At 61.8% G+C, this 24,689-nt stretch carries 33 protein-coding genes; 18 read left to right on the forward strand and 15 right to left on the reverse strand.

The genetic code is table 11. The features are described 5' to 3' along the window. Together J2X71_RS29550 and J2X71_RS29555 are read right to left on the reverse strand one after the other, a co-directional pair. Entirely contained in the window at window positions 1–267 is a 267-nt protein-coding gene (locus tag J2X71_RS29550; protein ID WP_310387858.1) for a PepSY domain-containing protein, read from the reverse strand. 99 nt (window positions 268–366) lie between these two features. Beyond that, window positions 367–735, reverse strand: coding sequence for an NIPSNAP family protein (locus J2X71_RS29555; protein ID WP_310387860.1), 369 nt, complete (start codon window positions 733–735; stop codon window positions 367–369). 634 nt (window positions 736–1,369) lie between these two features. Between J2X71_RS29555 and J2X71_RS29560 the strand changes: the two genes are divergently transcribed. Continuing rightward, complete coding sequence (locus J2X71_RS29560) at window positions 1,370–2,080, forward strand: DNA helicase (RefSeq protein WP_310387862.1); 711 nt, start codon at window positions 1,370–1,372, stop codon at window positions 2,078–2,080. 39 nt (window positions 2,081–2,119) lie between these two features. Here the strand turns inward: J2X71_RS29560 and J2X71_RS29565 are convergent, their stop codons facing one another. Then, on the reverse strand, window positions 2,120–3,067 hold the full coding sequence (locus J2X71_RS29565) for a LysR family transcriptional regulator (RefSeq protein ID WP_310387865.1): 948 nt from the start codon (window positions 3,065–3,067) through the stop codon (window positions 2,120–2,122). 191 nt (window positions 3,068–3,258) lie between these two features. On the opposite strand from J2X71_RS29565, the gene J2X71_RS29570 reads away from it, so the two are divergent. Then, on the forward strand, window positions 3,259–3,942 hold the full coding sequence (locus tag J2X71_RS29570; protein WP_113321543.1) for a glutathione S-transferase family protein: 684 nt from the start codon (window positions 3,259–3,261) through the stop codon (window positions 3,940–3,942). Between the two features lie 2 nt (window positions 3,943–3,944). Here J2X71_RS29570 and J2X71_RS29575 read toward each other — a convergent pair whose 3' ends face one another. Continuing rightward, window positions 3,945–4,838, reverse strand: coding sequence for a LysR family transcriptional regulator (locus J2X71_RS29575; protein WP_310387867.1), 894 nt, complete (start codon window positions 4,836–4,838; stop codon window positions 3,945–3,947). A gap of 108 nt (window positions 4,839–4,946) precedes the next feature. Between J2X71_RS29575 and J2X71_RS29580 the strand changes: the two genes are divergently transcribed. From J2X71_RS29580 to J2X71_RS29595, 4 genes are all read left to right on the forward strand, one after another. Next, complete coding sequence (locus J2X71_RS29580; RefSeq protein WP_310387869.1) at window positions 4,947–5,354, forward strand: cupin domain-containing protein; 408 nt, start codon at window positions 4,947–4,949, stop codon at window positions 5,352–5,354. Beyond that, window positions 5,354–6,337 carry an aldo/keto reductase gene (locus J2X71_RS29585; RefSeq protein WP_310387871.1) on the forward strand — a complete coding sequence of 328 codons (984 nt, stop codon included), beginning with the start codon at window positions 5,354–5,356 and terminating at the stop codon, window positions 6,335–6,337. Before J2X71_RS29580 ends, J2X71_RS29585 begins: the two co-directional genes overlap by 1 nt. Window positions 6,338–6,361: 24 nt before the next feature. Further along, window positions 6,362–7,102 carry an SDR family oxidoreductase gene (locus J2X71_RS29590; protein WP_310387873.1) on the forward strand — a complete coding sequence of 247 codons (741 nt, stop codon included), beginning with the start codon at window positions 6,362–6,364 and terminating at the stop codon, window positions 7,100–7,102. Window positions 7,103–7,499: 397 nt separating this feature from the next. Next, window positions 7,500–8,135, forward strand: a complete 636-nt coding sequence (locus J2X71_RS29595; protein ID WP_310387875.1) for a DUF1062 domain-containing protein — start codon at window positions 7,500–7,502, stop codon at window positions 8,133–8,135. Window positions 8,136–8,204: 69 nt separating this feature from the next. Here J2X71_RS29595 and J2X71_RS29600 read toward each other — a convergent pair whose 3' ends face one another. From J2X71_RS29600 to J2X71_RS29610, 3 genes are all read right to left on the reverse strand, one after another. Continuing rightward, window positions 8,205–8,738, reverse strand: a complete 534-nt coding sequence (locus J2X71_RS29600) for an NUDIX hydrolase (protein WP_310387878.1) — start codon at window positions 8,736–8,738, stop codon at window positions 8,205–8,207. 137 nt (window positions 8,739–8,875) lie between these two features. Beyond that, on the reverse strand, window positions 8,876–9,880 hold the full coding sequence (locus J2X71_RS29605; protein ID WP_310387881.1) for an anion permease: 1,005 nt from the start codon (window positions 9,878–9,880) through the stop codon (window positions 8,876–8,878). Then, window positions 9,880–10,524, reverse strand: coding sequence for a DUF47 domain-containing protein (locus tag J2X71_RS29610; protein WP_113321550.1), 645 nt, complete (start codon window positions 10,522–10,524; stop codon window positions 9,880–9,882). The genes J2X71_RS29605 and J2X71_RS29610 overlap by 1 nt, the downstream gene beginning before the upstream one ends. A gap of 111 nt (window positions 10,525–10,635) precedes the next feature. On the opposite strand from J2X71_RS29610, the gene J2X71_RS29615 reads away from it, so the two are divergent. Both J2X71_RS29615 and J2X71_RS29620 read left to right on the forward strand, forming a co-directional pair. Continuing rightward, on the forward strand, window positions 10,636–11,190 hold the full coding sequence (locus J2X71_RS29615) for an NUDIX hydrolase (protein ID WP_310387884.1): 555 nt from the start codon (window positions 10,636–10,638) through the stop codon (window positions 11,188–11,190). Window positions 11,191–11,339: 149 nt separating this feature from the next. Next, window positions 11,340–11,813, forward strand: coding sequence for a hypothetical protein (locus J2X71_RS29620; RefSeq protein WP_310387885.1), 474 nt, complete (start codon window positions 11,340–11,342; stop codon window positions 11,811–11,813). An 18-nt stretch (window positions 11,814–11,831) separates the two neighbouring features. On the opposite strand, the gene J2X71_RS29625 is transcribed toward J2X71_RS29620, so the two are convergent. The 3 genes from J2X71_RS29625 to J2X71_RS29635 all read right to left on the reverse strand — a co-directional run bounded on the left by J2X71_RS29625 (window position 11,832) and on the right by J2X71_RS29635 (window position 14,466). Beyond that, window positions 11,832–12,674 carry an isocitrate lyase/phosphoenolpyruvate mutase family protein gene (locus tag J2X71_RS29625; protein WP_310387887.1) on the reverse strand — a complete coding sequence of 281 codons (843 nt, stop codon included), beginning with the start codon at window positions 12,672–12,674 and terminating at the stop codon, window positions 11,832–11,834. 107 nt (window positions 12,675–12,781) lie between these two features. Continuing rightward, window positions 12,782–13,543 carry an ABC transporter permease gene (locus J2X71_RS29630; RefSeq protein ID WP_113321554.1) on the reverse strand — a complete coding sequence of 254 codons (762 nt, stop codon included), beginning with the start codon at window positions 13,541–13,543 and terminating at the stop codon, window positions 12,782–12,784. Further along, window positions 13,540–14,466 carry an ABC transporter ATP-binding protein gene (locus J2X71_RS29635; protein ID WP_310388021.1) on the reverse strand — a complete coding sequence of 309 codons (927 nt, stop codon included), beginning with the start codon at window positions 14,464–14,466 and terminating at the stop codon, window positions 13,540–13,542. The genes J2X71_RS29630 and J2X71_RS29635 overlap by 4 nt, the downstream gene beginning before the upstream one ends. A gap of 564 nt (window positions 14,467–15,030) precedes the next feature. On the opposite strand from J2X71_RS29635, the gene J2X71_RS29640 reads away from it, so the two are divergent. The 10 genes from J2X71_RS29640 to J2X71_RS29685 all read left to right on the forward strand — a co-directional run bounded on the left by J2X71_RS29640 (window position 15,031) and on the right by J2X71_RS29685 (window position 22,243). Continuing rightward, window positions 15,031–15,975 (forward strand): AraC family transcriptional regulator, encoded by a 945-nt coding sequence (locus J2X71_RS29640; protein ID WP_310387890.1) that lies wholly within the window; start codon window positions 15,031–15,033, stop codon window positions 15,973–15,975. A 173-nt stretch (window positions 15,976–16,148) separates the two neighbouring features. Next, window positions 16,149–17,555, forward strand: a complete 1,407-nt coding sequence (locus J2X71_RS29645; protein WP_310387892.1) for a DUF5939 domain-containing protein — start codon at window positions 16,149–16,151, stop codon at window positions 17,553–17,555. A gap of 110 nt (window positions 17,556–17,665) precedes the next feature. After that, window positions 17,666–17,989, forward strand: a complete 324-nt coding sequence (locus J2X71_RS29650) for a hypothetical protein (RefSeq protein WP_310387894.1) — start codon at window positions 17,666–17,668, stop codon at window positions 17,987–17,989. A 137-nt stretch (window positions 17,990–18,126) separates the two neighbouring features. After that, window positions 18,127–18,459: a DUF2282 domain-containing protein gene (locus J2X71_RS29655; protein ID WP_113321559.1), complete on the forward strand. Its 333-nt coding sequence runs from the start codon at window positions 18,127–18,129 to the stop codon at window positions 18,457–18,459. A 157-nt stretch (window positions 18,460–18,616) separates the two neighbouring features. Beyond that, window positions 18,617–19,504 carry a DUF692 domain-containing protein gene (locus tag J2X71_RS29660; protein ID WP_310387898.1) on the forward strand — a complete coding sequence of 296 codons (888 nt, stop codon included), beginning with the start codon at window positions 18,617–18,619 and terminating at the stop codon, window positions 19,502–19,504. Window positions 19,505–19,514: 10 nt separating this feature from the next. Next, window positions 19,515–19,673 carry a hypothetical protein gene (locus J2X71_RS29665; RefSeq protein ID WP_310387900.1) on the forward strand — a complete coding sequence of 53 codons (159 nt, stop codon included), beginning with the start codon at window positions 19,515–19,517 and terminating at the stop codon, window positions 19,671–19,673. Next, the gene (locus tag J2X71_RS29670; protein ID WP_310387903.1) at window positions 19,673–20,470 is read left to right on the forward strand and encodes a DNA-binding domain-containing protein; all 798 of its coding nucleotides are present in this window, start codon (window positions 19,673–19,675) and stop codon (window positions 20,468–20,470) included. The genes J2X71_RS29665 and J2X71_RS29670 overlap by 1 nt, the downstream gene beginning before the upstream one ends. Then, window positions 20,467–20,970, forward strand: a complete 504-nt coding sequence (locus tag J2X71_RS29675; protein WP_310387905.1) for a DoxX family protein — start codon at window positions 20,467–20,469, stop codon at window positions 20,968–20,970. The genes J2X71_RS29670 and J2X71_RS29675 overlap by 4 nt, the downstream gene beginning before the upstream one ends. Further along, window positions 20,967–21,587 carry a sigma-70 family RNA polymerase sigma factor gene (locus J2X71_RS29680; protein WP_113321563.1) on the forward strand — a complete coding sequence of 207 codons (621 nt, stop codon included), beginning with the start codon at window positions 20,967–20,969 and terminating at the stop codon, window positions 21,585–21,587. The genes J2X71_RS29675 and J2X71_RS29680 overlap by 4 nt, the downstream gene beginning before the upstream one ends. After that, window positions 21,587–22,243 carry a DUF1109 domain-containing protein gene (locus J2X71_RS29685; RefSeq protein WP_310387909.1) on the forward strand — a complete coding sequence of 219 codons (657 nt, stop codon included), beginning with the start codon at window positions 21,587–21,589 and terminating at the stop codon, window positions 22,241–22,243. Before J2X71_RS29680 ends, J2X71_RS29685 begins: the two co-directional genes overlap by 1 nt. Before the next feature lie 34 nt (window positions 22,244–22,277). Here J2X71_RS29685 and J2X71_RS29690 read toward each other — a convergent pair whose 3' ends face one another. The 5 genes from J2X71_RS29690 to J2X71_RS29710 all read right to left on the reverse strand — a co-directional run bounded on the left by J2X71_RS29690 (window position 22,278) and on the right by J2X71_RS29710 (window position 24,687). Beyond that, window positions 22,278–22,760, reverse strand: a complete 483-nt coding sequence (locus J2X71_RS29690; RefSeq protein WP_310387911.1) for an N-acetyltransferase — start codon at window positions 22,758–22,760, stop codon at window positions 22,278–22,280. Window positions 22,761–22,853: 93 nt separating this feature from the next. Continuing rightward, window positions 22,854–23,144, reverse strand: a complete 291-nt coding sequence (locus J2X71_RS29695) for a hypothetical protein (protein WP_310387913.1) — start codon at window positions 23,142–23,144, stop codon at window positions 22,854–22,856. 7 nt (window positions 23,145–23,151) lie between these two features. Then, window positions 23,152–23,388, reverse strand: a complete 237-nt coding sequence (locus tag J2X71_RS29700) for a hypothetical protein (protein WP_007816439.1) — start codon at window positions 23,386–23,388, stop codon at window positions 23,152–23,154. A 206-nt stretch (window positions 23,389–23,594) separates the two neighbouring features. After that, window positions 23,595–23,960 carry a cytochrome C oxidase subunit IV family protein gene (locus J2X71_RS29705; RefSeq protein WP_310387916.1) on the reverse strand — a complete coding sequence of 122 codons (366 nt, stop codon included), beginning with the start codon at window positions 23,958–23,960 and terminating at the stop codon, window positions 23,595–23,597. 7 nt (window positions 23,961–23,967) lie between these two features. Next, window positions 23,968–24,687 carry a heme-copper oxidase subunit III family protein gene (locus J2X71_RS29710; RefSeq protein ID WP_113321567.1) on the reverse strand — a complete coding sequence of 240 codons (720 nt, stop codon included), beginning with the start codon at window positions 24,685–24,687 and terminating at the stop codon, window positions 23,968–23,970. Between the last annotated feature and the right edge of the window lie 2 nt (window positions 24,688–24,689).

Below are 24,689 nucleotides of genomic sequence, written 5' to 3' on the forward strand. Positions count from 1 at the left end.
TCAATCGCCCTTCTGGACGATGTCGCCGGAGACCGGATTGAAATAAACTTCGGCGCGTTCGCCGTTCTTGTCGCGGCCGTAGATTTCGTAGCAATTGCCGGTGATTTCGAGGGTCTTGATCTTATAGCCCATGGCTTCGATCTTCGCCTTCATGGCCGCCTCGGGCATCCATTTGGATTTCGGCTCGCCGGTGCAGCTTGGACTTGCAAGCGCCAAAGCCGGCGTCAATGACAGGATTGCGAGAGCGGCGATCAGTTTCAGCTTCATGATTTTTACCCTTTTGTTGTTGCCCCTTGCGGGTGACGAACAATCGGGTAGCGCGGCGAAGCTGTCTGTTTGCTGTCGGCGACTGTAGCTTCGGTTTGCCTAATCGTCGCGCGGCAGCGGTCGAAGAAACAGGCGTTCATAGCTCTTGAAGGGCGGATTGTCCCCGAAGCGCGCATTGGCCGCGATACCCTCAGGATCGGCGGCGACGCTGCTGCGGTAGTTGAGATAGCTCTCCTCATCCGGAAAGGTAAAGAGTGCGATTGCAATATCGCCCGCTCCATCCGACGCGGCAGCGGGAAAGCTCATGCCGGTGCCATCGGGTCTTTCGCGCGGCAGAAAATAGCCGTGATGCGTTCCGCCACAGCGCTCGATCAGCCCCATCCAGATCTGCGCATAGGCTTCGAATTCCGCGAGCTTTTGCGGATCGAGGCGATAGCGCACCTCGCATGTAACCGGTGTATTTGACATCGTGAATGTCCTTCTCATTTCAGTAACGCATGAAGAGGATGCCGGCCACGCACACATCGCCGGATCTCGGGGAATTGCAGGAAACGTGCCTGCGCATGGAAGCCAAATATCTGCCAGCTCCCCGTTCCGCTTGAGCTATGAGCGTCTTTATCGGCGCTTCCAAGACGGTCTTGGCGATGAGCGCGACAGGCTGCTCAGCCAATGCGCTGGTCTCATGCTGATCAAGTTCATTCAGCAAGACGATCAGGGGCGCATTGATTGAGGTGAAACATGGCTTTTTCCAGGGTTTGGAGCCGACGCCGCGACCTCGATCCCGGGGCCACTCGCAAAGAGGCCGCTGCTCGCATTGCGGACGAATCGTCGGGATGGATCAGACCGTGACATTATCAGCGCATTCACCAATCCGGAAGGGAAGCGAGCGGCAGGCAGCGGCTCAGCGACAGCCCACGCCGATGCCGTCATTTCCCCCTTGTCGCGAATCGCAACGCCCGCTACCTCTTGGACAAGGCCCGACCCAGGCCTCCTCCCTCCAGCCGGGAAAGCATCGTCCATGCGGGGTTCATCCACCATCGAACCATCTGTTCAAGCACCGCATAAGGAGGGGTTGCGTTTCCGGCTCGCAATGGAGGTTTGAATGAAACTGTCTGCACCCATCTATCAGCTGAAGCGCCGTGCGAAATTGCTGGCGCGTACGGATACGATCCCGCTTCACCAGGCATTGGACCGTATCGCGCAGGAAGAAGGTTTTACGGCCTGGAGCCTGCTTGCTTCCCAGCATGAAACGCTGCTACCGGCCACACCCATGCTGTCGCAGCTTGCCGAAGGCGATCTGCTTTTGATCGCCGCCCGTCCTGGGCACGGCAAGACCCTGCTCGGCCTCCAGCTTCTGCTCGATGCCGTCAGGGAAAGCCGTAAGGCCACCTTCTTCACGCTCGAATATACCGAACAGCAGACCATGAAGCGTATTCATGCTCTGCCGGAAGGCGAAGCGCTTGGCGAGAAGATCGAGATCGTAACCTCGGACGAGATCAGCGCCGATTATGTCATGCGGCATCTCGCGGGTGCGCCGCGCGGAACGGTGGCTGTCATCGACTATCTGCAGATCCTCGATCAGCAGCGCAGCAAGCCCGGCCTTTCGGAACAAGTGTCTGCACTCCAGACCTTCGCTCGCGAAACCGGTATCGTGCTAGCCTTCATCTCGCAGATCGACCGATCCTTCGAGGCTGATGGCAAGGGTTTGCCGGATCTGGCGGATGTCCGCCTGCCGAACCAGCTCGACCTCACGCTGTTCAGCAAAGCCTGCTTTCTCCACAATCGCGAAGTCCAGCTTCAGCACGTGGCTTAAATCTTAGAGCGAGGGCCGGTGTCGATTGGACGCCGGCCCTCAGCTTTCTGGTGACCGCTGCGGCTGCACCGAGAACGCGTCCGACGTCATTCCCTGCCGCATGCGCTTCGTCGCGAAATCGACGAAGGCCCGGAGCTTGGGCAGCGACTGGCTGCGGCTGGGGTAATAGAGGCAGAGCCCCGGCACATCGCGGGCGTGATCCTCCAGCACCGGGATGAGACTTCCCTGCTCGATATAGTGCCTGACAACAGAGCCGACCGTGTAGAGGAAGCCGACGCCGCGAAGGGCAGCCCGGATCGAGGCCTCGTAATCGTTGAGAATGAGCGGACCATCGACGGTAACCTTCAGGCTCTCGCCGCCATCGACGAATTCCCAGGTCCGCGACACCTGCCCGCCTCTCCGGGTCAAGAGAGCGGGCAACCCCTGCAACTCTCGTGCATGGCCGGGCCGTGGATGTTTCTTGAGCAGGCTCGGCGCACCGACGACAACGAACTTGTCCGGCGGCGTCAGCCAGGTCGAGACCATATCGAGCTCGATCGTGTGCCCGAGCCGGATACCGGCATCGAACCCTTGCTCGACGATGTTGGTGAACTCATCGTCGCCGACAAGCTCCAGGGTGATACCGGGATAGGCCTCGTGGAAGTCAGGCAGGAGGCTGTTGATCAGCAGCGAAACCGCCGGGCGCGGCGCATTGATGCGTAAATTGCCGCTCGGCTGTTCGCCGAGATCGCGGGCGGCGTTCACGCCGGCCTGAAACATCGCCGCTGCCGGCTTGGCATGCGCAAGCAGCTTCTGGCCCGCTTCCGTCAGCCGCACGCTGCGGGTCGTTCGCGCAAACAGCGCAGCGCCCACCCGCCGTTCCAGCGTCTGGATGCCCTGGCTGATTGCCGATGGGGTCAGCCCCAGCTGGCGTGCGGCTGCGCGAAACCCGTTCTGCTCGGCCACCGCCAGAAATATCGCAAGTCCGTCCAGTTCCGCTCGATCCATTGTGTAGCCTTGCTTTACAGCGTGATCAGATAGGGGATCATTATCAAACAATAGGCTGCATGCCATATCTTGGCAAGAAGCGCGGCCAACAGCTCTCCGCCTTCCAAACCTTGATCAGCAATCCCTCGGGCTCGGTGTCCTCTCGATCGAAGAGGCGCGCCTTCACGCCTGCCCAAACGAAAGAGAATTCCATGAAAATCTACGACAGACCGGGCTTCCCCAACCCCATGCGCATCCGCATCGTGCTGGCGCAAAAGGGCCTGGATTCCGAAATCGAATTCGTGCCGGTCGACCTGATCGCCGCCGAGCACAAGCAGCCTGCCTTCCTTGCGAAGAACCCGTCGGGCGTCCTGCCGGTGCTGGAGCTGGATGACGGCACGCTGATTTCCGAAAGCACAGCGATTACCGAATATCTCGACAATCTCGATGGCAAGCCGGAGCTTACCGGCCGCACCCCGCGGGAAAAGGCGCTCATCCACATGATGCAGCGCCGCGCCGAGGCCTATGTGCTCGATCCCGTCGGCATCTACTTCCATCACGCCACACCCGGCCTCGGCGCGGCATTGCAGGCCTTCAAGAGCCCGCAATGGCCGGGCCGCACCGAAATGGGCGAGCGCGAGGGCGAGAAGGCAAAGGAGGGTCTGCGCTATTTCAACGAGATCCTCACCAGGCAGCCCTTCCTGACAGGCGAGACCTATTCGATGGCCGACATCACGCTGCTCGCCGGCCTCGCCTTTGCCGAAGTTGCCGGCATCGTCCCGTCAGGCCTCGACGCGCTGGCACAGTGGCAGGCACGCATGGCTGGTCTGCCCGCCGTCAGGAACCGCAGTGGCCAGAATTTCCTGCCCGAAGATCTCAAGCGCTTGGGCTTCTGAACTCAGCCGCGATAGCGCAGCGCATCCACCACAACAGCGAAGGCCGGCGTCGGTTGGCGCCGGCTGGGATAATAGAGATGGAAACCTGAAAAAGGCGGGCACCAGTCCGAGAGCACGCGAGTCAGCCGGCCCGCCTCGAGATCGTCGCCGATGCGGTCTTCCAGCACGAAGGCAAGACCCGCGCCGGCAAGAGCCGCCTTGACGGCCAGCGCACCGGTATTGACCGCGAGCTGACCCTCCACCCGCACGCGCAGCTCTCGGCTACCCTGCTCGAATTCCCAAGCATAGAAACCGCCAGCCGTCGGCAGCCGCAGATTGATGCAATTATGCTCCGTCAGGTCATGCGGCGTGTGCGGGCGATCTCGCCCCGCGAAATAACCGGGGGAGCCGACGACAGCCATCCTGACATCCGGGCCGATGCGGACGGCCACCATGTCCTTCGCAACCTGTTCGCCGAGCCGCACGCCGGCATCGAGGCGTTCGGCGACGATATCGGTCAGGCCGTTATCGACGAGGATTTCGATGGCAATATCGGGATATTGCGACAGCAGCCTCTCCACGGCCGGCAGGAGGATCAGTTCTGCCGCCTGTTCGCCTGCCGAAATGCGCACTGTGCCCGAGGGCTTGTCGCGCAGCGCCGATAGTTGCGCGAGCTCCGCGTTGATCTCATCCAGCCGCGGCCCGACCGACTGGATCAGCCGCTCGCCGGCATCGGTCGGCGAAACCTTGCGTGTTGTGCGCGTGAGCAGACGCAGCCCCATCCGCTCCTCGAGGCCGCGCACCGTCTGGCTGAGTGCGGATTGCGACACCCCAAGCATGGCGGCAGCCCGCGTAAAACTTCCCTCGCGCGCGACGGTCAGGAAGGCGGCGATATCGTCAAGGTTGGTCCGGCTCATTCATAAGTTGCCCTAATAGGTTCATGCCGGTTTTAGCGTCTAATCGCAGAACTGCGTAGCCGCTAAATGAAGATCGGCAGAAATTATCCGCAGGCAAGGACATCAGACATGCAGATCAAGCGAAGCGGCTTCGCACCCTCCGTTCCCGGTCCGGAAGCCTATTTCACCGGAACCGTGCGTCTCGACTCCCGTTTCGACAGCGATGATCCCGACCGCGTCGGCGGCGCCACCGTCACCTTCGAGCCGGGCGCGCGCACCGCCTGGCATACCCATCCGCTCGGCCAGACGCTGATCGTCACCTCCGGCCTCGGCTGGGCGCAGCGCGAAGGCGGCCCGATCGAAGAAATCCGGCCGGGCGACATCGTCTGGTTCGCACCCGGCGAAAAACACTGGCACGGCGCCACGGCAAGCACGGCCATGAGCCATATCGCCATCGCTGAAAAGCTCAACGGCAGTCCGGTCGACTGGATGGAGAAGGTCACGGACGAACAATATCACCTGATGGAGATACGATAATGCAGAAGCGCAAACTCGGAACGCATGGCCCCGAAGTCTCGGCCCTCGGCCTCGGCTGCATGGGGCTGAGCTATGGCTACGGCCCGGCAACGGAAAAGCAGGCCGCCATCACCCTCATCCGCACCGCTTTCGACCGCGGCGTGACCTTCTTCGATACGGCGGAGGCCTATGCCCAGGGCGCCAATGAGGAACTGCTCGGCGAAGCGCTCGAACCCTTTCGCGATCAGGTGGTGATCGCCACCAAATTCGGCTTTCGCGACGGTGATGTCAGCAAGGGCCAGGACAGCCGCCCCGAGCGCATCCGTGAGGTCGCCGATGCTGCCCTCAAGCGGCTGCGCACGGATTGCATCGATCTCTTCTACCAACACCGCGTCGATACCGAAGTGCCGATGGAGGATGTCGCGGGCGCGGTGAAGGATCTGATCGCCGCAGGCAAGGTCAAGCACTTCGGCATGTCCGAGGCCGGCGCCGGCTCGATCCGCCGGGCGCATGCGGTGCAGCCCGTTGCCGCCCTGCAGAGCGAATATTCCCTCTGGTGGCGCGAGCCCGAGAAGGAAATCCTGCCGCTGCTCGAAGAGCTCGGCATCGGCTTCGTGCCCTTCAGCCCACTCGGCAAGGGGTTCCTGACAGGCGCGATCACCGAGAGCACCAGTTTCGACAAGACGGATTTCCGTAACGTCGTGCCGCGCTTTTCGGAAGAAAACCGCAAGGCCAATCAAGGTCTCGTTGCGGTGCTGAGCGGGATCGCCGCGAGCAAACAGGCCACCCCGGCGCAGATCGCCCTCGCCTGGCTGCTCGCCCAGAAACCGTGGATCGCCCCGATCCCCGGAACCACCAAGCTGCACCGGCTGGAGGAGAATATCGGGGGCGCGGCAATCGAACTCACCGCTGAGGACCTGCAGGAGATCGAGGCCGCCCTATCTGATGTCACCGCGCAGGGAGATCGCTATCCGGCGCACCTGCAGGCCCGCGTCGGCCGGTAAGTTGCCGGCCGGAATGGAGTTGTCATGACCGACAATATCAAGGGAAAGACGGTTGTCATCACAGGCGCAAGCAGCGGCCTCGGCGAAGCAACCGCCCGTCATCTTGCCAATGCCGGCGCTAAGGTCGTGCTTGGCGCCCGCCGGATCGACCGGCTCAAGGCGCTGGTGGCCGAGATCGGCTTGGTCGAGGGTTCCGCCATCGAAACCGACGTGACGCAGGCTGATCAGGTCAAGCACCTCGTCGATCAGGCCGTCCGCCTGCATGGTCGCATCGACGTCATCGTCAACAATGCCGGCCTCATGCCGCACTCTCCCTTGGAGCGCGGCAAGATCGACGACTGGGACCGGATGATCGACGTGAACCTCAAAGGCGTGCTCTACGGCATTGCCGCCGCCCTTCCCCACATGAAGGAACAGAAGAGCGGCCATATCATCAACGTCTCCTCGGTCGCCGGCCACAAGGTCCGGCCCGGCAGCGCCGTTTACGCGGCGACCAAGACTGCCGTCCGCGTCATCTCGGAAGGCCTGCGCCAGGAGGTGAAGCCCTACAATATCCGCACGACGATCGTCTCGCCCGGTGCCGTTGAGTCCGAACTGCCGCAGAGCGTTACCGAGGCCGATGTCGCGGCCGGCATTGCCGATTTCTACGAACGCTACGCCATCCCGGCCGACAGCTTCGCAAGGGTGGTCGCCTTCGCGATGGCCCAGCCTGACGATGTCGATATCAACGAGATCCTGTTCCGGCCGACTGCGCAGGAACTCTGACGTGAACAAGCTGGCAGACGAAGCAACCTTCAGCACAAAGTTGCATAAATGCCGCAATGCCGCAGTCGATATCATCGGGCTGCGGCGTCGCTCTCCCCTTTGCGCCGATCATTTGCTATCCGTATCCGCGAAGAGCATAGGCGCATCGAGGTAGACTTTGCCTAAGTAAGTACCGGTCTCAATCCAGTTTCACCCCTATCGCCGGATAGCCGCGGGCTATCGGCGGTTGAACACGTTCATCGGGTGGCGGCAAGAGACCGGTTTGGCATTGTTCCGAACGCCAGTGCAGCTCCGCTGTCTCTGCTCTTCACCCACCCGAAAGCATCGCCACGCCGCGCCCTCATGGGTTTTCTCACGCGCCATCTTGGTGGACTTCCGAACGGAAGACCAAGATACTATGTGCTGTGCACTTCGGGTCCGATGGACCATTACCCCGAAAACCGCCCCCCAGCCCTGGATTGCCTGTGGCGGATGCGGCGGATTGAGAGCCTTTCAATCGAGTGACAAGATCCGGTTGAACGCCAATGGCCGCAAGCTGGATGCCTGGCTGATCTATAAATGCCTCGCCTGCGACAAGACCTGGAACCGGCCGCTCTTCGAGCGCAAGAATGTCCGCGACATCGATCCAGCAACGCTCGACGCACTCCAGTCCAACGATGTCAAATGGATCCGCGCCGAAAGCTTCAACCTCGACGCATTGAAACGCAAGTCGCAGCGCGTCGACGAATTCCCTGAATTCGAGATCGGCAAGCAGGTGCTGCGCGAGGCCGCCGACTGGACGCGGCTGGAGATCGAACTGGCGGTGCCCTTGCCTGCGGGCACACGCCTCGACCGTCTGCTGGCATCCGAGCTCAAGCTTTCGCGCACGCGGCTTCAGACGCTGCACGAGAAAGGTCTGCTCCGGACGAATTCCGATCGCGCCGACATCCTGCGGCGGCGTATCAGGACCGGCATCGAAGTGGTGATCGATCTTGCGACCATCGCGGATCGCGAGCTCTCCTGGGGACCCCTGGCGACCGGCAGTCCCCGATAGCCTGTAACGCGAAGGCCCGTATACCGGGCCTTCGTCATTTCAAAGTCCATTCCGCGCAACTGAAGGCCGTCAGTGCGATGCCGGCGATGTGGCGAGCGATACCGCCGCCTCATGCACCGACCGCCGTCCGGCAATCCGGCGTGGCTTCAGCCGGTCCTGCGATGTCAGGGGATTATCCGCATCGATGGACCGGAAGAGCGCCTGCAGCTCCGGCTCTTCGACAAGTAACGCTGCTTCCGCCGGAGAAATCCAGATCTTCTGCCTCTCGGCATATTCGCGAAAATGCGCGGCCTCGCTCTCCAGCCGCAGCAGATGAACAGAAACCGTCAGCGGCGTCTCGTGATCCTTCAGATAGGTGTAAAAGCCGAGCGGCTTCTTCCTGACCCTGCCGATGATGCCAGCCTCTTCGAAAGCCTCGCGCTGGGCGCAGCGATATGGCCTTTCCTTTCTTCCGAGAGTGCCCTTCGGGATCACCCATCGTCCGGTATCGCGGCTGGTGACGAGCAGTACGCTCAGCCTTCCGCCTCGCTCGACGCGGCAGCAGATGGCGCCGTACTGATCGATCTCGCGGCGGCCTGTCTTTGCCGGGGTTTCCTCATTCAATTCAGATAAATGCCTGGATAGATGCATGGTCCGCTCGTTGTCTCCTTCTCCTTGCATGGAGAATAGAGCGCAACATCCGATCGAAAATAGTGCCCCCTAAAATTAGGGTATTCGATACATCGAGCGGACCCCTGCCCTTAGGCAAACAGGCTTGCAATCCCATAGCAGGCGGCCGCGATGGCAGCGGCAGCCGGCATGGTGATCACCCAGGCGATGACGATGTTGCCCGCAACACCCCAGCGCACGGCCGACAGGCGTCGCGCGGCGCCGACACCGATGATCGCTCCGGTGATCGTGTGTGTCGTCGACACGGGAATGCCGAGCCAGGTCGCGGCAAACAGCGTCAGCGCCCCGCCGGTCTCGGCGCAGAACCCCTGCATCGGGTTGAGCCTGGTGATTTTCGAGCCCATCGTGTGAACGATCCGCCAGCCGCCGAAGAGCGTGCCGAGCGCCATGGCCGACTGGCAGGAGATGACCACCCAGAGCGGCACATGGAAACTCGGGCCGAGCTGCCCCTGGCTGAAGAGAAGAACGGCGATGATGCCCATGGTCTTCTGCGCATCGTTGCCGCCATGTCCGAGCGAATAGAGCGAGGCCGACACGAACTGCATGAAGCGGAAGGTGCGGTCGACAGCAAAGGGCGTCTGGCGCACGAAGAGCCAGGAGACGACGAGGACGAAGAACAGCGCAAGCAGGAAGCCGATCGCCGGCGACATGAAGATCGCGCCAACCGTCTTCAACAAGCCGCCCCAGACGATGGAGCTGAAACCGACCTTCGCCCATCCTGCCCCGACAAGCCCGCCGACCAGCGCATGCGAAGACGAAGAGGGAATGCCGAACAGCCAGGTGACGATGTTCCAGACGATCGCCCCCATCAGTGCCGCAAAGATCACCTGCGGCGAGACGATGGCCGGATCGATAATGCCGGTGCCGAGCGTTTCGGCAACATGCAGGCCGAAAAACAGGAAGGCGATAAAATTGAAGAAGGCCGCCCAGCCGACGGCATATTGCGGCCTGAGAACCCGGGTGGAAACGATGGTCGCAATCGAGTTTGCCGCATCATGCAGCCCGTTCAGGAAATCGAAGAATAGCGCCACACCGATCAACCCGATCAGCAGCGGAAGGGAAAGAGAGGCTTCCATCAGACGTTCTCGATGACGACGCCGCTGATTTCATTGGCCACGTCCTCGAACCGGTCGACGATCTTTTCCAGATTGGAGTAGATCTCGCTGCCGATCATGTAGGCCATGGCATTGCCGCTGGCGCCATGCCGGCGATAGAGGTCCTTGAGCCCCTCGTCATGCAGTTCGTCGGAGCGGCCTTCGACCCGGGTGATCTCTTCGGCGATGACAGCCAGCCGCTGCGCATTCGCACCCATCTTGTTGAGAAGCGGGATTGCTTCCTCCATCAGGGCCGCCGCCTTGACGATCTCCCCGCCCATCTCCTGCATCAGCGGGTCGAAACTCGTCTGCTCGAACAGGCGGATGATCTTCACCGTCTTGTGCATCATGTCGATCGCATCATCCATGGACTGGATCAGATCCTTGATGTCGCCGCGGTCAAAGGGCGTGATGAAGCTGCGCCGGACAGCAACCAGCACTTCGCGGGTGATGTCGTCAGCCTGGTCTTCCAGTGCGATGATCTTGTCGCAATTCTCCTGAACCGCCTCGCCCTTCAACAGCTTTTCCATAGCATGGGCGGCTGCGACGACCGTTTCCGAATGCCTGCAGAACATATCGAAGAAGCGGTCCTCCCGCGGCATCATCTTGCGAAACACGCTCATCATCTCGGGCGATCCTTCCTGAACCGGGGACTGTCGTAGAAGACTGTCATAAATCTGTAATAAAGCGTCGCAGGCAATTGATCGAAAAAGTAAAATTTGACAATGCTAGATGTCATGAAATCCCGCAAAAAAGGCGCAAAATCCTACGCCGGACCCTCAAAGCCCCTGCTGAAGCAGCTTGCAGAAAGACCCGAGAAGCTTTTCTCAGCCGCCTTTCGCCAGCAATATGGCGCGCTCTGCTTCCGTTACCGAAACGGCGGTCCCGAGACTGATCACTCCGAAATCGAAGTCCTCGTCGTCACCACGCGCGACAGCGGCCGCTGGATCATTCCCAAGGGCTGGCCGATGAAAAAGAAGAAGCCGCATGAGGCAGCCGCCATCGAGGCCTGGGAGGAAGCCGGCGTGCGCGGAACGGTAAGCAAGCAGCCGGTCGGCCGCTACACCTATCTGAAGGAGCTGGATGACGGCGACGTTGTTCCGTGCATCGTCGATATCTTCCAGATCGAGGTAGACCGCACGCAGGGGCAGTTCCGCGAGGTCGGCCAGCGCGTGCTGGACTGGGTGAGCCCGGATGAAGCGGCCCGACGCGTGCGCGAACTTGAACTGAAATCCCTACTTGTCGATTTCCGCCCGCGGCACGGCAAGCGTCAGCGCAAGAAGAAGGGCTGATTGGCAGACATCCGGGTTTTGTCATTTCGCACTTACAACCATCACCTGTTTGACACCGCGACGCCATCATTGGGTGGCGGATAAGCCACGATTCGAGTCCAGCTTCGCGCAACCGGCAGGAATTGGCCTGCCGAATGGGGGAAACACCGATGCCGGGAGCATCATCGAGCGCGCGCATGCAAACAGGCTTCCATGGGATTTTCATCCTGTTGGTTCTCAGCCTGAGACCAGCGGCCGGGATGCCGCGATGTCCTCCGCAGAATGAGCTGCTGGCAAAGGCGAAGGTGGTGGTCGAGGCCAGCGTCAAGTCGCTTTTCATCGGCGAATCCGGTTTGGTCGTGACAAACGAATTCCCGACCCGGATGATCCGGGCGGATCTGGCGATCAGGAGGGTCATCAAGGGCGAGTTCGCCGGAAAGGAGGTGACGGTGTATGGCGCAATGTTTCCGCCAGGACCGTACCGGGAGTTGAGCCTGATGGCATTACTGGCCGGGTATGACGGTCACGACACCTTCGAGTGGGAGCTCTCATCTTACGAGCTCGGCGATACGGGCATGTCGTTCTTCGTTATGAGCAACTGCATCTACTACAAATTTCCCGACCTCATCACCAATCCGCAATGAGAGGCGATCGATGCAGCCCTACTCCCGGTCGCCCCGCTTCTCCTGCGACATGAGCCGGCTGAGCGTGGCCGCCGGGATCGCATCGGCCGCATAGCTAAAGGTCCCCGATGATTTCACCTCCTCGGTTGCCCGCAGCAGTGCACCAAGTGCAGCGCGCGCAAAGGACCCGCCGACACTCACCCGGCGCACGCCTGCCGCCGAGAGTTCGGCAACGCTGTAGCGCGGCCCCTTCAGGCCCATCACCACATTGACGGGCTTGTCGACCGCGGCGCAGACGGTTCGGATGGCGTCGATATCAGGCAGACCGGGCGCATAGAGCACATCGGCGCCGGCTGCCGAGAAAGCCTGCAGCCGCTTGATCGTGTCATCGAGATCCGGCCGTTCCCAGAGAAAATTCTCCGCCCTCGCCGTCAGCAGGAAAGGCAGCTTCCGCGCCGCCTCCACCGCGGCCTGTACGCGCTCGACGGCTTGCGAGAGATCATAGATCGGCCTTGCCGGATCGCCGGTCGCATCTTCGATCGATCCGCCGACCAGCCCGACCTCGGATGCCAGCCGAATCGTTTCGGCGCAGATCTCGGGTGCTGCGCCGAACCCGTCTTCGAGATCGGCCGAGGCGGGAAGATCGGTCGCTCCGACGATCTCGGCGGCATTATCGAGGATCTCGCCGCGCTTCAGGCTCGCAAAGGAATCCCGCTTGCCCTTGGAAAAGGCATAACCGGCGCTGGTCGTCGCCAAAGCCTCGAAACCAAGGCTCGCCAGAATCCGGGCCGAGCCGGCATCCCACGGGTTCGGAATGACGAATGCCTCGTCCCGCTGATGCAGCGCCTTCAGCCGCTCGAACTTCGCCTGTTGCTCCGCCACGACTCTCCTCCTCCGCAAATGACAGCGAGGTCAGACCAGCAGTCGCGAACAAAATGGGAACGATTTTGTTCGCCTGCTCGGATTTTGCCGGCTGCTGCCGCCACCCATCAGTTCCGCAACCGATACCCTGTCTTGAATATCCACCCGAGCGTACTCAAACAAATCACCAGAAACAGCGAGATCATGCCGAGGCTGACCAGCGGGTTGACGTCAGCGATGCCGTAGAAACTCCAGCGGAAGCCGCTGACCAGATAAAGCACCGGATTGAAATGGCTGACGGCCTGCCAGAAGGGCGGCAGCATGTTGATCGAGTAGAAGCTGCCGCCGAGGAAGGTTAGCGGCGGCACGACCAGCATGGGGATGAGGTTGAGCTGCTCGAAATTCGTCGCCCAGATGCCGATCATGAAGCCGAACAGGCTGAAGCTGATCGCCGTCAGCAGGAAGAACAGCACCATCATGAAGGGATGCTCGATCCGGACATCGACGAAGATATTGGCCGTCACCAGGATGATGACGCCGATGAGCAGCCCCTTGGTGGCGGCCGCCCCGACATAGCCGATCAGGATTTCCGTCATGGCGACGGGGGCCGACAGGATCTCGTAGATCGTGCCGGTGAATTTCGGAAAATAGATGCCGAAGGAGCCGTTGCCGATGCACTGGCCGAGCAGCGTCAGCATGATGAGGCCAGGCGTGATGAAGGCGCCGTAGGAGACGCCCTCCACCTGCTGGATGCGCGAGCCGACGGCCGCACCGAAGACGATGAAATAGAGCGACGTGGAAATGACGGGCGAAATGACGCTCTGAAGCAGCGTGCGCCGGGTACGCGCCATCTCGAAATAATAGATCGACTTGATCGCTTCGAAGTTCATCTTGCGCCTCCTACCAGCGATACGAAGATGTCTTCGAGCGAGCTCTGCCGCGTCGAGAGATCCCGGAAATGGATGTTGTTTTGCCCGAGCCGCGTCAGAAGCGATGCCACGCTTTCATGCTCGTTGTGGGTGTCGAACTCATAGACCAGCCGGTTGCCCTCGGCCTCGATCGACAGGCCGTTGCCGGCGAAGCAGTCCGGCAGTTTTTCAAGCGGTTCGTTGAGCTCGAGGATGAGCTGCTTGCGGCCGAGCTTGGCCATCAGCGCCTGCTTGTCTTCAACGAGCAGCAGCTCGCCGCCATTGATGACGCCGACGCGGTCGGCGATCTCTTCGGCTTCTTCGATGTAGTGCGTTGTCAGAATGATGGTCACACCGGAGGCCCGCAGCCGCTCGACGACATGCCACATGTCCTTGCGCAGCGTCACGTCCACGCCCGCCGTCGGCTCGTCCAGGAAGAGGATCGAGGGTTCGTGCGACAGCGCCTTGGCGATCAGTACGCGCCGCTTCATGCCGCCGGAGAGCTGGCGCAGCGTGTTGTCCTTCTTGTCCCAGAGCGACAGGTCGCGCAGCACCTTTTCGATATGGGCGGGGTTGGCCTTCTTGCCGTGCAGCCCACGCGAGAAGCTCACCGTATTCCACACCGTCTCGAACTGGTCGGTGGTCAGCTCCTGCGGCACGAGCCCGATCAGCGTGCGTGTGGCGCGGAAATCCTTCACCACATCATGTCCATCGACGATGACCGCGCCGCCGCTCGGATTGGCGATGCCGCAGATGATCGAAATCAGCGTCGTCTTGCCCGCCCCATTCGGCCCAAGCAGCGCCAGGATTTCGCCGCGTTCGATTTCGAGGTTGATGCCCTTCAGCGCCTGGAAGCCATTTGCATAGGTCTTGGTGAGATTTTGGACGGAAATGATCGGTGGCATGGGGCTCTTTGCGGATATCATGTCGAATTCGCCCGCTATATAGCCCCTTTGTGAAGCTTTGACATCCACAGTGGCCTGAACACTGCATTCACACGATCCGGCTATCCGCCAGCATCAGGCTCGGACGTTCATCCACATGAAAGATCGGGCCTATGAAAAGAAATCACCGCCCGGTTTGCCGATGTCATCAATCGGTGATGTTCCTCCCTCATAAACACACCCGAGGACAGCACCGGTCTCCGCCCGCCGCCCACCCCTTTGCGGAGCCGCCCTCATGGCGATCTCGTTACGCCTTCTCTGCTGACCTCGGCATTGTAGTGAAATTTATTGTCAGTCACGAAATGCAAGGAGCCGGCCCAGTATCCCCTATTCAGCCGCGTTCGTCTAAGCCGGCCCTGTGCCGGCTTTCTTTTTTTCAGCAGACGAGAACCGATAGAACGAAACAAGGTCTCCAGCGTGCAGCATCCTGCCTGCAGCAGCCTCATTTCAACCACCGGAACACTTCAACCCGCCGCCAAAAACCTCTACCCTGACATCAATACAACCTGGATTGGCCGAACCGTCATGAACGAGCCGCACCCAATTTCGCCGTCAGGACAAAAGCTCGTCTCCATCGAGGAGATCGTCGACATCAAGCCGCGACGGCCGCTGGCGACGACGCGGGATCGGGGATGGAGCGGAGTGACTGTCGATCTTTATCGGCCGCGGCTCGATTGTTCGCAGACCTATCCGGCTCTCGATCACCACCTTATTTCCTATTGCCCCTCCGGCCGCGGCCGCCTGATCCAACGGCGCGACGGGGTCGTCCACGAGGGCACGATTTCGGCCGGCATGTCGCTTCTGATGCCGGCGGGCTGCGTATCGACGTGGGAGGGCCGCACGCCGACATCGGCGCGGCTGCGTGTTCCGGCCCGGCTGGTGGCAGCCGCCGGCGAAGAGCTTGGGTCGCGCGCGGCGGCAAGCATCGAAATCAGGAATATATTCGAAACCCGCGACAGGCTGATCGAAAATATGGCGCTCGTGCTGCTCGCTGAACTGGAGCAGCAGGCCCATCCCGCCCAGGCGCTGATCGTCGACCAGGTCTCTGCCGCCCTCGCCGCGCATCTCATGAGGGCCTATAATGCCTTCGGCATTGCGGAGCGCAGCACACTGCCCGGCCTCGGCACGGCCGAAATTGAGCGCATCACCGACTATATCGAGGACAATCTCGACCGGATGATCGGGCTTGCGGAACTGGCGGCCCTCGTCGATGTCAGCCGCTTTCATTTCGCCCGGCTTTTCAAGCAGAGCACCGGCGTAAGCCCGATCAATTTCGTCGAACAGCGCCGGATCGAGCGCGCCCGGGTGTTGATTGCCGAAACCGATACGTCGCTGGCGGAAGTGGCCCTTGCGACCGGCTATTCGGACCAGAGCCATTTCACCCGGCGTTTCCACCGCCTGACGGGTGGCACACCCGCCGCTTTTGCACGCGAGCACGGACGTCGGCTGCGGCGGCGCCCGCCGAATTAGGGCCAGGTTTTACTCGAAGCAAGCGGCCGCCTGCACGGAGCGATCAGCTGTTTCGCTCCGGTACGCAAAAGGTTACTTAAAGGCGAAAAAATAAACGGCTCGCCTGCCTGCCGCCGCCGCCCTATTTTGTTCCTCTCGGCCCTGTTTTTGACCCCTATCTGATGGGATGAGCGATGCCCGATATAACCAACCGCGTCATGGCCGTGCGCCAGCATGTCGACGAAACCGTTGCCAGTGCGATGGCACATCTAATCGAAGACGCGCCGGATTTTCGCCTGAACCGCGTCAATCCGCTGGCCTTTGCGCGGGCGAACGGGCTCGGCGAACAGGAGAGTATCGCAGCCTTCCTGCATGCCACCCAGTTCGGCCTTTTCGAACTCTCCTGGAACGTCGTCTGTCAAAGCTGCGGCGGGGTGCTCTATCAGGCGGAATCGCTGCAGGGCATCGACCAGCATCACTATAATTGTTCCTTCTGTTCGCTCGATTGCGAACCGACGCTCGACGAAACCGTAGAGATCACCTTCACGGTCGACCCGCGCATCCGCCACATCGCCGCCCACGATCCCGACAACCTGCCGCTCTGGGATTATACGCGCCAGATTTTCTGGAGTTCCGGCAGCGATCTCCCCGAACATCTTGCCCCCATCGTCGGCGAAGTCGTTCTCGACGCGTTCGAGATTGCGCCGGGTGCGCGCATGGGCCGGCAGGTTCAGATGAGTGAGGGTGTGGCCATCCTCTTCGATCCCGTGACGCACAGCTCGCGCTTCCTGGAAGTGACCGGCGAACCGGCCGAAGGCCAGCGCCTGTCGATCGAGATCGATGACGCGCATCAGGCCGGCGAAACGCTGCGGGTGGCGCCCGGCCTTCTGACGCTCGATCTGGAAAACCGGACGAACCGCAGGATACTGCCGATCCTCTGGATCGCCTGCGAGGCGCTGGAGGCGATCCTTACGCGGCGTGTGCCTGTCCTGACCGCCAAGCGGCTGCTCACGCATCAGACCTTTCGGGATATCTACCGCACCAATGTTCTCGATATCAATCAGCGCTTCAGGATCACCAGCCTCACCTTCCTGTTCACGGACCTGAAGGGATCGACCGAACTCTACGAGCGGATCGGCGACCTTGCGGCCTTCGATCTGGTGCGCTCGCATTTCCAGCTCATGCATCAGGTCGTCTCCGCCCATGGCGGCGCTGTGGTCAAAACGATCGGCGATGCGATCATGGCAACCTTTCCGAGCCCGGCTCAGGGCGTGGCGGCCGCGCTCGACATCCGCAAGGTTATCGATGAACTCAACCGGCGCGACAGCCGCGACGACCTGTTCCTGAAGGTCGGCCTCCATAGCGGCCCCTGCCTTGCCGTGCTGATGAACGAGCGGCAGGATTATTTCGGCCAGACGGTCAATGTCGCCTCGCGCCTGCAGACGATCGCCACCCCGGACATGATCTTTGCAACGACACCAGTGGTCGAGGACGAGGACGCGCGTGCGCTGCTTGCCGCGCGCGGCCGCAGCCTGCATGGCACCACGGCCTTCCTGCGGGGGCTCAGCGGCGAAATACCGGTCTATGGGATTCCCGCCTGAACTGAACGTCAGGCGGTAGCAAGGCGGTACCAAGAGCCGCAACACCCTTCAATACTGGCCCGGATTTTTCACCCTTAATGGCTCGAACAGACCATTGAGGGGAATTTACGATGAACGAACTTGCCGCTGTCATTCCGTTCCGCGCCAGGACCGGAAGCGGAGAGGATGTCGCGCGCCTGATTGCTGGCGCGCTGCCGCACGTCGAAAGCGAGGCCGGCACGACGACCTGGCTCGTGCTGCGCTCCGAAGCCGATCCCGACCTGATCTTCCCCATCGATCTCTTCACCGATTACGAAAGCCGCAATGCGCATATGAGCGGCGAAGCGGCAAAGCTGATCTTTGCGAGTGTTCCGCCGCTGCTCGCCGAGCCGCCCTCCATCCATCCCGCAACGATCGTTGCGCGCAAACCCGCGCCCGGCAAAGGCAGGATGTGAGCGTCCTGCGCAGAACAAAAGAGGTAGCAGGAGCAGGTAACCTTTCGACCGCTGCAGCGAACTTCAAGACAGGCGGATCGCACCGCCCCAGGCGACTGAACAGTCTTCTGGCCATCATCGAAAACCGGAGAATATCAATGTCCAATCGCATGTTGTCCACGCTTGTCGTCGGCGCCTTCGCCAGCGCCATCGGTGCCCTCACGGCCCTGCCGGCCGGTGCGGAAGAATTCACCGACGCGCAGAAGAAGATCCAGGCGGAACACACGGCCCAGGTGAAATCCGGCAAGGTCGAGCCCTGCTTCGGCACGGCGCTGAAGGGTCAGAACGATTGCTATGCCGGCGCCGGCACGACTTGCGCAGGCACGAGCACCGTCGATTACCAGGGCAATGCCTTCAAGCTCGTTCCGAAGGGCACCTGCACCACCATGTCCACACCGAAGGGCGCCGGCAGCCTCACTCCCAAGGCCTGATCCGACGCCGATCCGGGAGGCTTGCTCCGGGCAGAACCGGATGACCGCCCGCCGGAAGACTGCCCCCGAGGACCGACATCCTCCCAAGACTTGCCTCCCGAAAAGACCGGCCCGCTCCTGCGCGGGCCGGTCCATCCCGACCCACGCCAGGTGCCCCATGCAAAGTCCAGACATTGCCCTACCTGATCAAGACATGCCGGCACGCGCCGGTGTCGGCCTCAAGGCGGAGCATTACAGCCACATCATCAAGACCCTGCCCGATATCGGCTTCTTCGAGGTGCATGCGGAAAACTACATGGGCGAAGGCGGCCCGCCGCATCGTTATCTCGCCGCCGTGCGCGAACATTATCCGCTGTCGCTGCATGGCGTCGGCCTGTCGATCGGCGCCGACCGGCCGCTCGACAGGCAGCATCTTTCCCGGCTGAAGGCGCTGAACGAACGCTACCGGCCCGCACTCTTTTCGGAGCATCTCGCCTGGTCGTCGCATGATGCCGGCTTCTTCAACGATCTCTTGCCGCTGCCATACACGGACGAGACGTTATCTCGCGTCGCCGATCACGTAGACGAGGTGCAGCAGGCGCTCGGCCGGCAGATGCTGCTCGAGAACCCCTCGACCTATCTTGCCTTCTCCGAAAGCACGTGGTCGGAGAGCGACTTTATCGCCGAGATCGTGCAGCGCACCGGCTGCGGCCTGCTGCTCGATGTCAACAATGTCTACGTCGCCTCCACCAACCAGCACTGGGACGCCGTCGCCTATATCGATGCCTATCCGCTGGATCATGTCCGCGAAATCCATCTGGCCGGCCATGCGCGCGAAGCCGACGAGGAAGACCGGCCGCTGCTCATCGACACGCATGATCGCACGGTCGATGCCATCGTCTGGGATCTCTACGCCCATGCGCTCTCTCGCATCGGGCCGGTGGCGACGCTGATCGAATGGGATGCCGATCTTCCGGAATGGCCTGTTCTGGCCGAGGAAGCGGCGCGCGCCGAAAGGCTGATGCGCGAGGCGGCCTTGCACCATCGACGCGTGGCCGCCGAATGAGGAGCCCCCGATGACCGGCCACAGCGTTGCCATCTACTATGCCTGGGATCGATCGCGGGAAATTGCCGCCCCGATGGGCAGCGTTGCCACACTCTGGAGTTCGACCGCCGGCGGTCTCGATCGTCTGCGCCGGTTCTGGCGCAATGTCGTCACACGGGGGATCGGCTGATGCCGACGACACCTTCGACCGCCAAACGCCAGCATGATTTCGCCACAGCCCTTTTGGACCCCGCGCAACCCTTGCCCGAAGGTCTGGTCGGGCCGGATGGCCGGCCCAGCCTGAGGCGCTTCAACGTTTACCGCAACAACGTCATCGCCGGACTGACGGCGACGTTGAAGGATGCGTTTCCGGGCGTGGCGCGCATCGTCGGCGACGAGTTCTTCCTTGCCATGGGGCGGATCTATGTCGCGCTCGATCCGCCCACCTCCCCGATCATGCTCGATTATGGCCGGGGCTTTGCCGATTTCATCGAGACTTTCGAAGCGGCAGCAAGCCTTGCCTATCTCGCCGACGTGGCGCGCATCGAGCGGGCCTGGGTGGAGGCCTATCATGCCGCCGAGGCAGAGCCGATCGAGGCCAGGGCCTTTGCCGCGATCAAGGCCTATGACCTGCCGCATCTCAGCGTCGCCCTGCATCCCTCGCTGCGCATCGTGCGCTCGCCCTTCCCGGCGCTGACGATCTGGCGGATGAACGTTGCGGACGGGCAGCCGGCCGAAGTGGATATATCCGCCGGCGGCGAAGACATATTGCTGCTGCGCCCCGGCGCAGATGTCGAAGCGCGCGCGCTGCCGCCGGGTGCGGCCGCCTTCATCATCGCACTCGGCAAGGGACGGACGATGATCGACGCGATGAAACAGGCGCTGGAGGACAGTCCCCGTTTCGACCTGCCTGCCTGCCTCTCTGGCTTGATGACGGCGCGCGCTTTCACCGCCTTCGCGATCGCATTCGGGAGCGGCAGCAAATGACGGACAGCCGATTTACGCCTGCCGCACTCTATCTGCGGCTTCTCAACATCGTCAGCCTGATCGGCCTCGCCGTCGCCCCGCCGGTCGTGCGCATTGCGCTTGCGCTGCCCTTCCTGCGTTCGGGGCTGACCCGCTGGGACGGCTTCCTGCAGCTCTCGGTCGGCACGCAATTCCTGTTCGAAGACCAGTTCAAGCTGCATATATTCGGCAATCTCTACGGTTTCCCCGCCCCCGATACGGTCGCCCTTCTCGTCGGCTGTGCGGAGATCGCGCTGCCGGTCCTGCTGCTGGCAGGCTTTGCCACGCGCCTCGTCGGCCTTGCGCTGCTGATCATGACCGGCATCATCCAGCTGGTCTTTCCAGACGGCTGGGTGAATTTTCACCTCTACTGGGCTGCCCTTGCGCTCGCCATCATGGCGCTCGGCCCCGGCCCGCTGTCGCTCGACTATCTCATGTCACGCGTGTTTGCTCGCCCGCGGAAAAGGAGCGCGCCCGCATGAGCGAGGAGCGCGGTGACCGACTGAAACTCGTCTCCTCCCGGCCGGCGGGCTCTGACATCAGGCGCGCACGCCATCGCGAGCTCGACTGGACGATCCTGATGGCCCGCGCCCAGGATGGCGATGCTGCCGCGTATCTTCGCCTGCTGCAGGAGATCACGCCCTATTTGCGCTCGCTGGCGGTGCGCTATCACCGCGACCCGAGAGACGTGGAGGACACGGTTCAGGATATCCTGCTGACCATTCATTCGATCCGCGAAACCTACGACCCGACCCGGCCCTTCGGCCCCTGGCTCGTCGGCATTGCAAACCGGCGCGCCTTCGACCGGCTGCGCCGGCAGGGACGCCAGCGCGCCCATGAATTTCCGCTGTCGAGCGAACATGACGCGGTTGCAACCAGTAACGATATCGAGGAAGCTGCCAACCGGGTTCATCTCGAAGGCGCAATCAGCGACCTGCCGCCGGCGCAACAGCAGGCGATCAACATGCTGAAACTGAAGGAAATGTCGCTGAAGGAGGCTGCCAGAGAGAGCGGGATGTCCGTCACGTCGCTGAAGGTAGCCACTCATAGGGCGCTGAAAAGCCTTCGCAAGATCCTTCTCGATCATGGTGAACCGTGATGGAAACCGCCGATCTCATCCGGTCTCTTGCGGACAATGTCACACCCGTCAGGCGGCTGCGGCCGCCGCTGCTGCGCGCCGCCCTCTGGCTGGCGCTCGCCTTCGCACTGATGGGCATTCTGACGATGATCCACGGCTTGCGCCCGCAATTTTCCGAACGCATGGCCGATCCCGTCTTCCTGACGGGCATGCTGTCCTCGCTCGCGACCGGCATTCTCGCGGCAATCGCCACATTCATGATGAGCCTGCCCGACAAATCCCGTCTGTGGATGCTGCTTCCGCTTCCCACGCTCGTCATCTGGATGGCCAATATCGGCTATCAGTGCTTTGCCGGCTGGGTGGCGCTGCCGCCGGCCGCCGTCACCGTCGAGGCCGCCACGAGCTGCCTGCTGACGCTCATCGTCACCAGCATTCCGCTCTCGCTGCTGATGCTGATCATGCTGCGCTACGTCGCCTTCCTGCGGCCGGTCTCAGTTGCCCTCATCGGCAGCCTCGCCGTCTCGGGCATCACCTCCTCGGCACTCTCGATGTTTCATCCGCTGGATGCGACCGTCATGGTGCTTGGCTGGAACCTCGGGACGGCAGTGCTCTTCGTGGTGATCGCCGCGATCATTGGGCGCAACGCGGCGCGGCGCGGCGGGCAGACGCTTCCATGATCGATGTCGTCGTTGCGAAGAAGGGCTCCCGCCCTCAAAGCTCCCTGTACATGACAAGCGCATCGACAAACCCAAGTGTGGGATGCCGAAACGCCCCCGGAAGCCGGCCGACCACCTGAAAATCGAGCGACTGCCACAGCCGCACGGCCCGCTCGTTGGAACTGACGACGAAGTTGAACTGCATGGCCCGGAAGCCACGCTGGCGTGCATGGGCAAGCGAGTGCTGGTGCATGATGCGCGCCACACCACGGCCTGCCGCCTCCGGCGCGGTCATATAGCCGCAATTGCAGACGTGATTGCCGCCACCCGCCTGATTGGCCTTGATATAATAGGTGCCGATGATGCTGCCGCCGTCATCGGCGACGAAACTCTCCTTGTCGGGGCCGAGCCAGTAGTTGAGCGCATCGGCCTCGCTCATGTCGCGGTCGAGTGTATAGGTTTCACCCGCCCGGATGACAGGCTCCAGGATCGTCCAGATGGCGCTGCGGTCTTCGGTTCTGGCAGGTCGGATCAGCATGATCGAATGTTGGCATGAGCAGACGGCGCTCTGCAACTGCGGCATGGTGCCTGGAAGGGTGCGGCGGAACAAGAAGACGTGAAGGCAGCCGCTTCAGTCGTTGACGCTTTCAAGGATATCGTCGAGAAGCCGCTCGGCATAGCGCATCGTTTCGAACTGTTCTTCCGGCGACAGCTTGTGCGCAACGCATTCCGCCCGCATGGCGGTCCTCAGCTTCGCCAGCAGGGCAGCCTGTTCATAGGGCGTGAAGGCACTGTCGCGAACGGTGATCTTCGCGATCGTCTCCAGAATGGCGATCCTCCCCTCCACCTGCCTTGCCGAACCGACATAGGATGGCCGCTGCGGTCGGAGGTTACGGCGCGGGAATGTTACGACATTGCTCATGGCCCCCTCACAGGGCCGGTGTCTTGAAATCGGAGCCTGACAGCATGGTGTGCAACTTGTATTCGCTGTCAGCACCCTGCCGGTAAAGGTCGATTGTTATACGAGCGAGTTCGCGCGCCTCTGCGCAGTCGCGTGACCAGCCGCGCTCCGCGCAAAGCTTGTCGAATGCCTTCTGCACGATCGCAAGCTCAACAGCACCAATCCAGCGGTCCGCAGGCGCATCCATTCCGATCTTCGGTTGCATGATCTCCTCCCGATCGCTCCATAAAGATGCTGCCAAACGCACAGAGAGGCAGAGAGTTCCACACAAAATACAGGACGCAAAAATTTTCCTGGGAGCCTGTCTTTATGCCCCGGTTCAGGGCCTGCAAGCGACCCTGCTGTCGCCTTGAACGGAAAACAAATGCATTTCGCCATTGCTGTCAGGACGGCAGTTCGGACCCGCGTCTTCTACGGCCCGGCGCCAAAAAAGGCGAGCCGGGTGAAAATCGTATAGTCCGCTTCCGATACCATGAGCGCCACGAAAACCAGCACCAGCAGCGGCGGCAGCAGGATGGCGTAGACGAGCGCCAGCCGCTCCCAGGCCATGTGCATGAAGACGGCGACGATCAGGCCGGCCTTCAGCATCATGAACACCAGGATCAGCGTCCACCTCAGGTAGCCCTGGATGCCCAGATAATCGACCATGTAGGAACCGGCGCTGAGCACGAAGAGCAGGCCCCAGACGAGGAGATAGAGCCGGATCGGGTGCTGCTGTCCGGTATGTGCCTGTGCATGCGCCGTTTGGACTTGTGCATGCGCCGTTGTCTCGCTCATGACGACCTCACCACAGATAGAAAAATGCGAAGATGAAGACCCAGACAAGGTCGACGAAGTGCCAGTAGAGGCCCATGATCTCGACGGCCTCGTAGCGGCCTTTGCGGCTGGTGAAGAAGCCGCGCCGTTCCACGTCGAAATCGCCGCGCCAAACCTTGCGGGCGACGATGAGGAGGAAGATGACGCCGATCGTCACGTGCGTGCCGTGAAAGCCCGTGATCATGAAGAAGGTCGAGCCGAATTGCGCCGCCCCCCACGGGTTTTCCCAGGGGCGCACGCCTTCGGTGATAAGCTTCGTCCATTCGAAGGCCTGCATGCCGACGAAGCATGCGCCCAGAACCGCCGTCAGCAGCATCAGGATCGCGGTCGTGCGGCGGTCGCGGCGATAGCCGAAATTGACCGCCATCGCCATGGTGCCGCTGCTCGAGATCAGCACGAAGGTCATGATCGCGATCAGGATCAGCGGAACGTCCTGGCCGCCGATATGCAGCGCAAAGACCTCGCTCGGATTGGGCCACGGGACCGGCGTCGACATGCGCGCCGTCATATAGGCGATCAGGAAGCAGCCGAAGACGAAGGTGTCGCTGAGCAGAAAGATCCACATCATCGCCTTGCCCCAGGAGGCGGTCTTGAAGGCGCGCTGATCCGAACTGAAATCGGCCGCGACACCGCGAAGACCCGCCGGCCTGAGGCCGGGCTCGCCGTGTGTCTGGACAGGATGTGCCATCT

This window comes from Rhizobium sp. 1399 (assembly GCF_031455475.1).
In the GTDB taxonomy this organism is placed as follows: domain Bacteria; phylum Pseudomonadota; class Alphaproteobacteria; order Rhizobiales; family Rhizobiaceae; genus Rhizobium.

Bases quoted from the DNA above. Each gene is read 5' to 3' on its own strand.
- J2X71_RS29550 (WP_310387858.1), bottom strand. From the start codon at position 267: ATGAAGCTGAAACTGATCGCCGCTCTCGCAATCCTGTCATTGACGCCG.
- J2X71_RS29555 (WP_310387860.1), bottom strand. From the start codon at position 735: ATGTCAAATACACCGGTTACATGCGAGGTGCGCTATCGCCTCGATCCG.
- J2X71_RS29560 (WP_310387862.1), top strand. From the start codon at position 1,370: ATGAAACTGTCTGCACCCATCTATCAGCTGAAGCGCCGTGCGAAATTG.
- J2X71_RS29565 (WP_310387865.1), bottom strand. From the start codon at position 3,067: ATGGATCGAGCGGAACTGGACGGACTTGCGATATTTCTGGCGGTGGCC.
- J2X71_RS29570 (WP_113321543.1), top strand. From the start codon at position 3,259: ATGAAAATCTACGACAGACCGGGCTTCCCCAACCCCATGCGCATCCGC.
- J2X71_RS29575 (WP_310387867.1), bottom strand. From the start codon at position 4,838: ATGAGCCGGACCAACCTTGACGATATCGCCGCCTTCCTGACCGTCGCG.
- J2X71_RS29580 (WP_310387869.1), top strand. From the start codon at position 4,947: ATGCAGATCAAGCGAAGCGGCTTCGCACCCTCCGTTCCCGGTCCGGAA.
- J2X71_RS29585 (WP_310387871.1), top strand. From the start codon at position 5,354: ATGCAGAAGCGCAAACTCGGAACGCATGGCCCCGAAGTCTCGGCCCTC.
- J2X71_RS29590 (WP_310387873.1), top strand. From the start codon at position 6,362: ATGACCGACAATATCAAGGGAAAGACGGTTGTCATCACAGGCGCAAGC.
- J2X71_RS29595 (WP_310387875.1), top strand. From the start codon at position 7,500: ATGTGCTGTGCACTTCGGGTCCGATGGACCATTACCCCGAAAACCGCC.
- J2X71_RS29605 (WP_310387881.1), bottom strand. From the start codon at position 9,880: ATGGAAGCCTCTCTTTCCCTTCCGCTGCTGATCGGGTTGATCGGTGTG.
- J2X71_RS29610 (WP_113321550.1), bottom strand. From the start codon at position 10,524: ATGATGAGCGTGTTTCGCAAGATGATGCCGCGGGAGGACCGCTTCTTC.
- J2X71_RS29615 (WP_310387884.1), top strand. From the start codon at position 10,636: ATGAAATCCCGCAAAAAAGGCGCAAAATCCTACGCCGGACCCTCAAAG.
- J2X71_RS29620 (WP_310387885.1), top strand. From the start codon at position 11,340: ATGCCGGGAGCATCATCGAGCGCGCGCATGCAAACAGGCTTCCATGGG.
- J2X71_RS29630 (WP_113321554.1), bottom strand. From the start codon at position 13,543: ATGAACTTCGAAGCGATCAAGTCGATCTATTATTTCGAGATGGCGCGT.
- J2X71_RS29635 (WP_310388021.1), bottom strand. From the start codon at position 14,466: ATGCCACCGATCATTTCCGTCCAAAATCTCACCAAGACCTATGCAAAT.
- J2X71_RS29640 (WP_310387890.1), top strand. From the start codon at position 15,031: ATGAACGAGCCGCACCCAATTTCGCCGTCAGGACAAAAGCTCGTCTCC.
- J2X71_RS29645 (WP_310387892.1), top strand. From the start codon at position 16,149: ATGCCCGATATAACCAACCGCGTCATGGCCGTGCGCCAGCATGTCGAC.
- J2X71_RS29650 (WP_310387894.1), top strand. From the start codon at position 17,666: ATGAACGAACTTGCCGCTGTCATTCCGTTCCGCGCCAGGACCGGAAGC.
- J2X71_RS29655 (WP_113321559.1), top strand. From the start codon at position 18,127: ATGTCCAATCGCATGTTGTCCACGCTTGTCGTCGGCGCCTTCGCCAGC.
- J2X71_RS29660 (WP_310387898.1), top strand. From the start codon at position 18,617: ATGCAAAGTCCAGACATTGCCCTACCTGATCAAGACATGCCGGCACGC.
- J2X71_RS29665 (WP_310387900.1), top strand. From the start codon at position 19,515: ATGACCGGCCACAGCGTTGCCATCTACTATGCCTGGGATCGATCGCGG.
- J2X71_RS29670 (WP_310387903.1), top strand. From the start codon at position 19,673: ATGCCGACGACACCTTCGACCGCCAAACGCCAGCATGATTTCGCCACA.
- J2X71_RS29675 (WP_310387905.1), top strand. From the start codon at position 20,467: ATGACGGACAGCCGATTTACGCCTGCCGCACTCTATCTGCGGCTTCTC.
- J2X71_RS29680 (WP_113321563.1), top strand. From the start codon at position 20,967: ATGAGCGAGGAGCGCGGTGACCGACTGAAACTCGTCTCCTCCCGGCCG.
- J2X71_RS29685 (WP_310387909.1), top strand. From the start codon at position 21,587: ATGGAAACCGCCGATCTCATCCGGTCTCTTGCGGACAATGTCACACCC.
- J2X71_RS29690 (WP_310387911.1), bottom strand. From the start codon at position 22,760: ATGCTGATCCGACCTGCCAGAACCGAAGACCGCAGCGCCATCTGGACG.
- J2X71_RS29695 (WP_310387913.1), bottom strand. From the start codon at position 23,144: ATGAGCAATGTCGTAACATTCCCGCGCCGTAACCTCCGACCGCAGCGG.
- J2X71_RS29700 (WP_007816439.1), bottom strand. From the start codon at position 23,388: ATGCAACCGAAGATCGGAATGGATGCGCCTGCGGACCGCTGGATTGGT.
- J2X71_RS29705 (WP_310387916.1), bottom strand. From the start codon at position 23,960: ATGAGCGAGACAACGGCGCATGCACAAGTCCAAACGGCGCATGCACAG.
- J2X71_RS29710 (WP_113321567.1), bottom strand. From the start codon at position 24,687: ATGGCACATCCTGTCCAGACACACGGCGAGCCCGGCCTCAGGCCGGCG.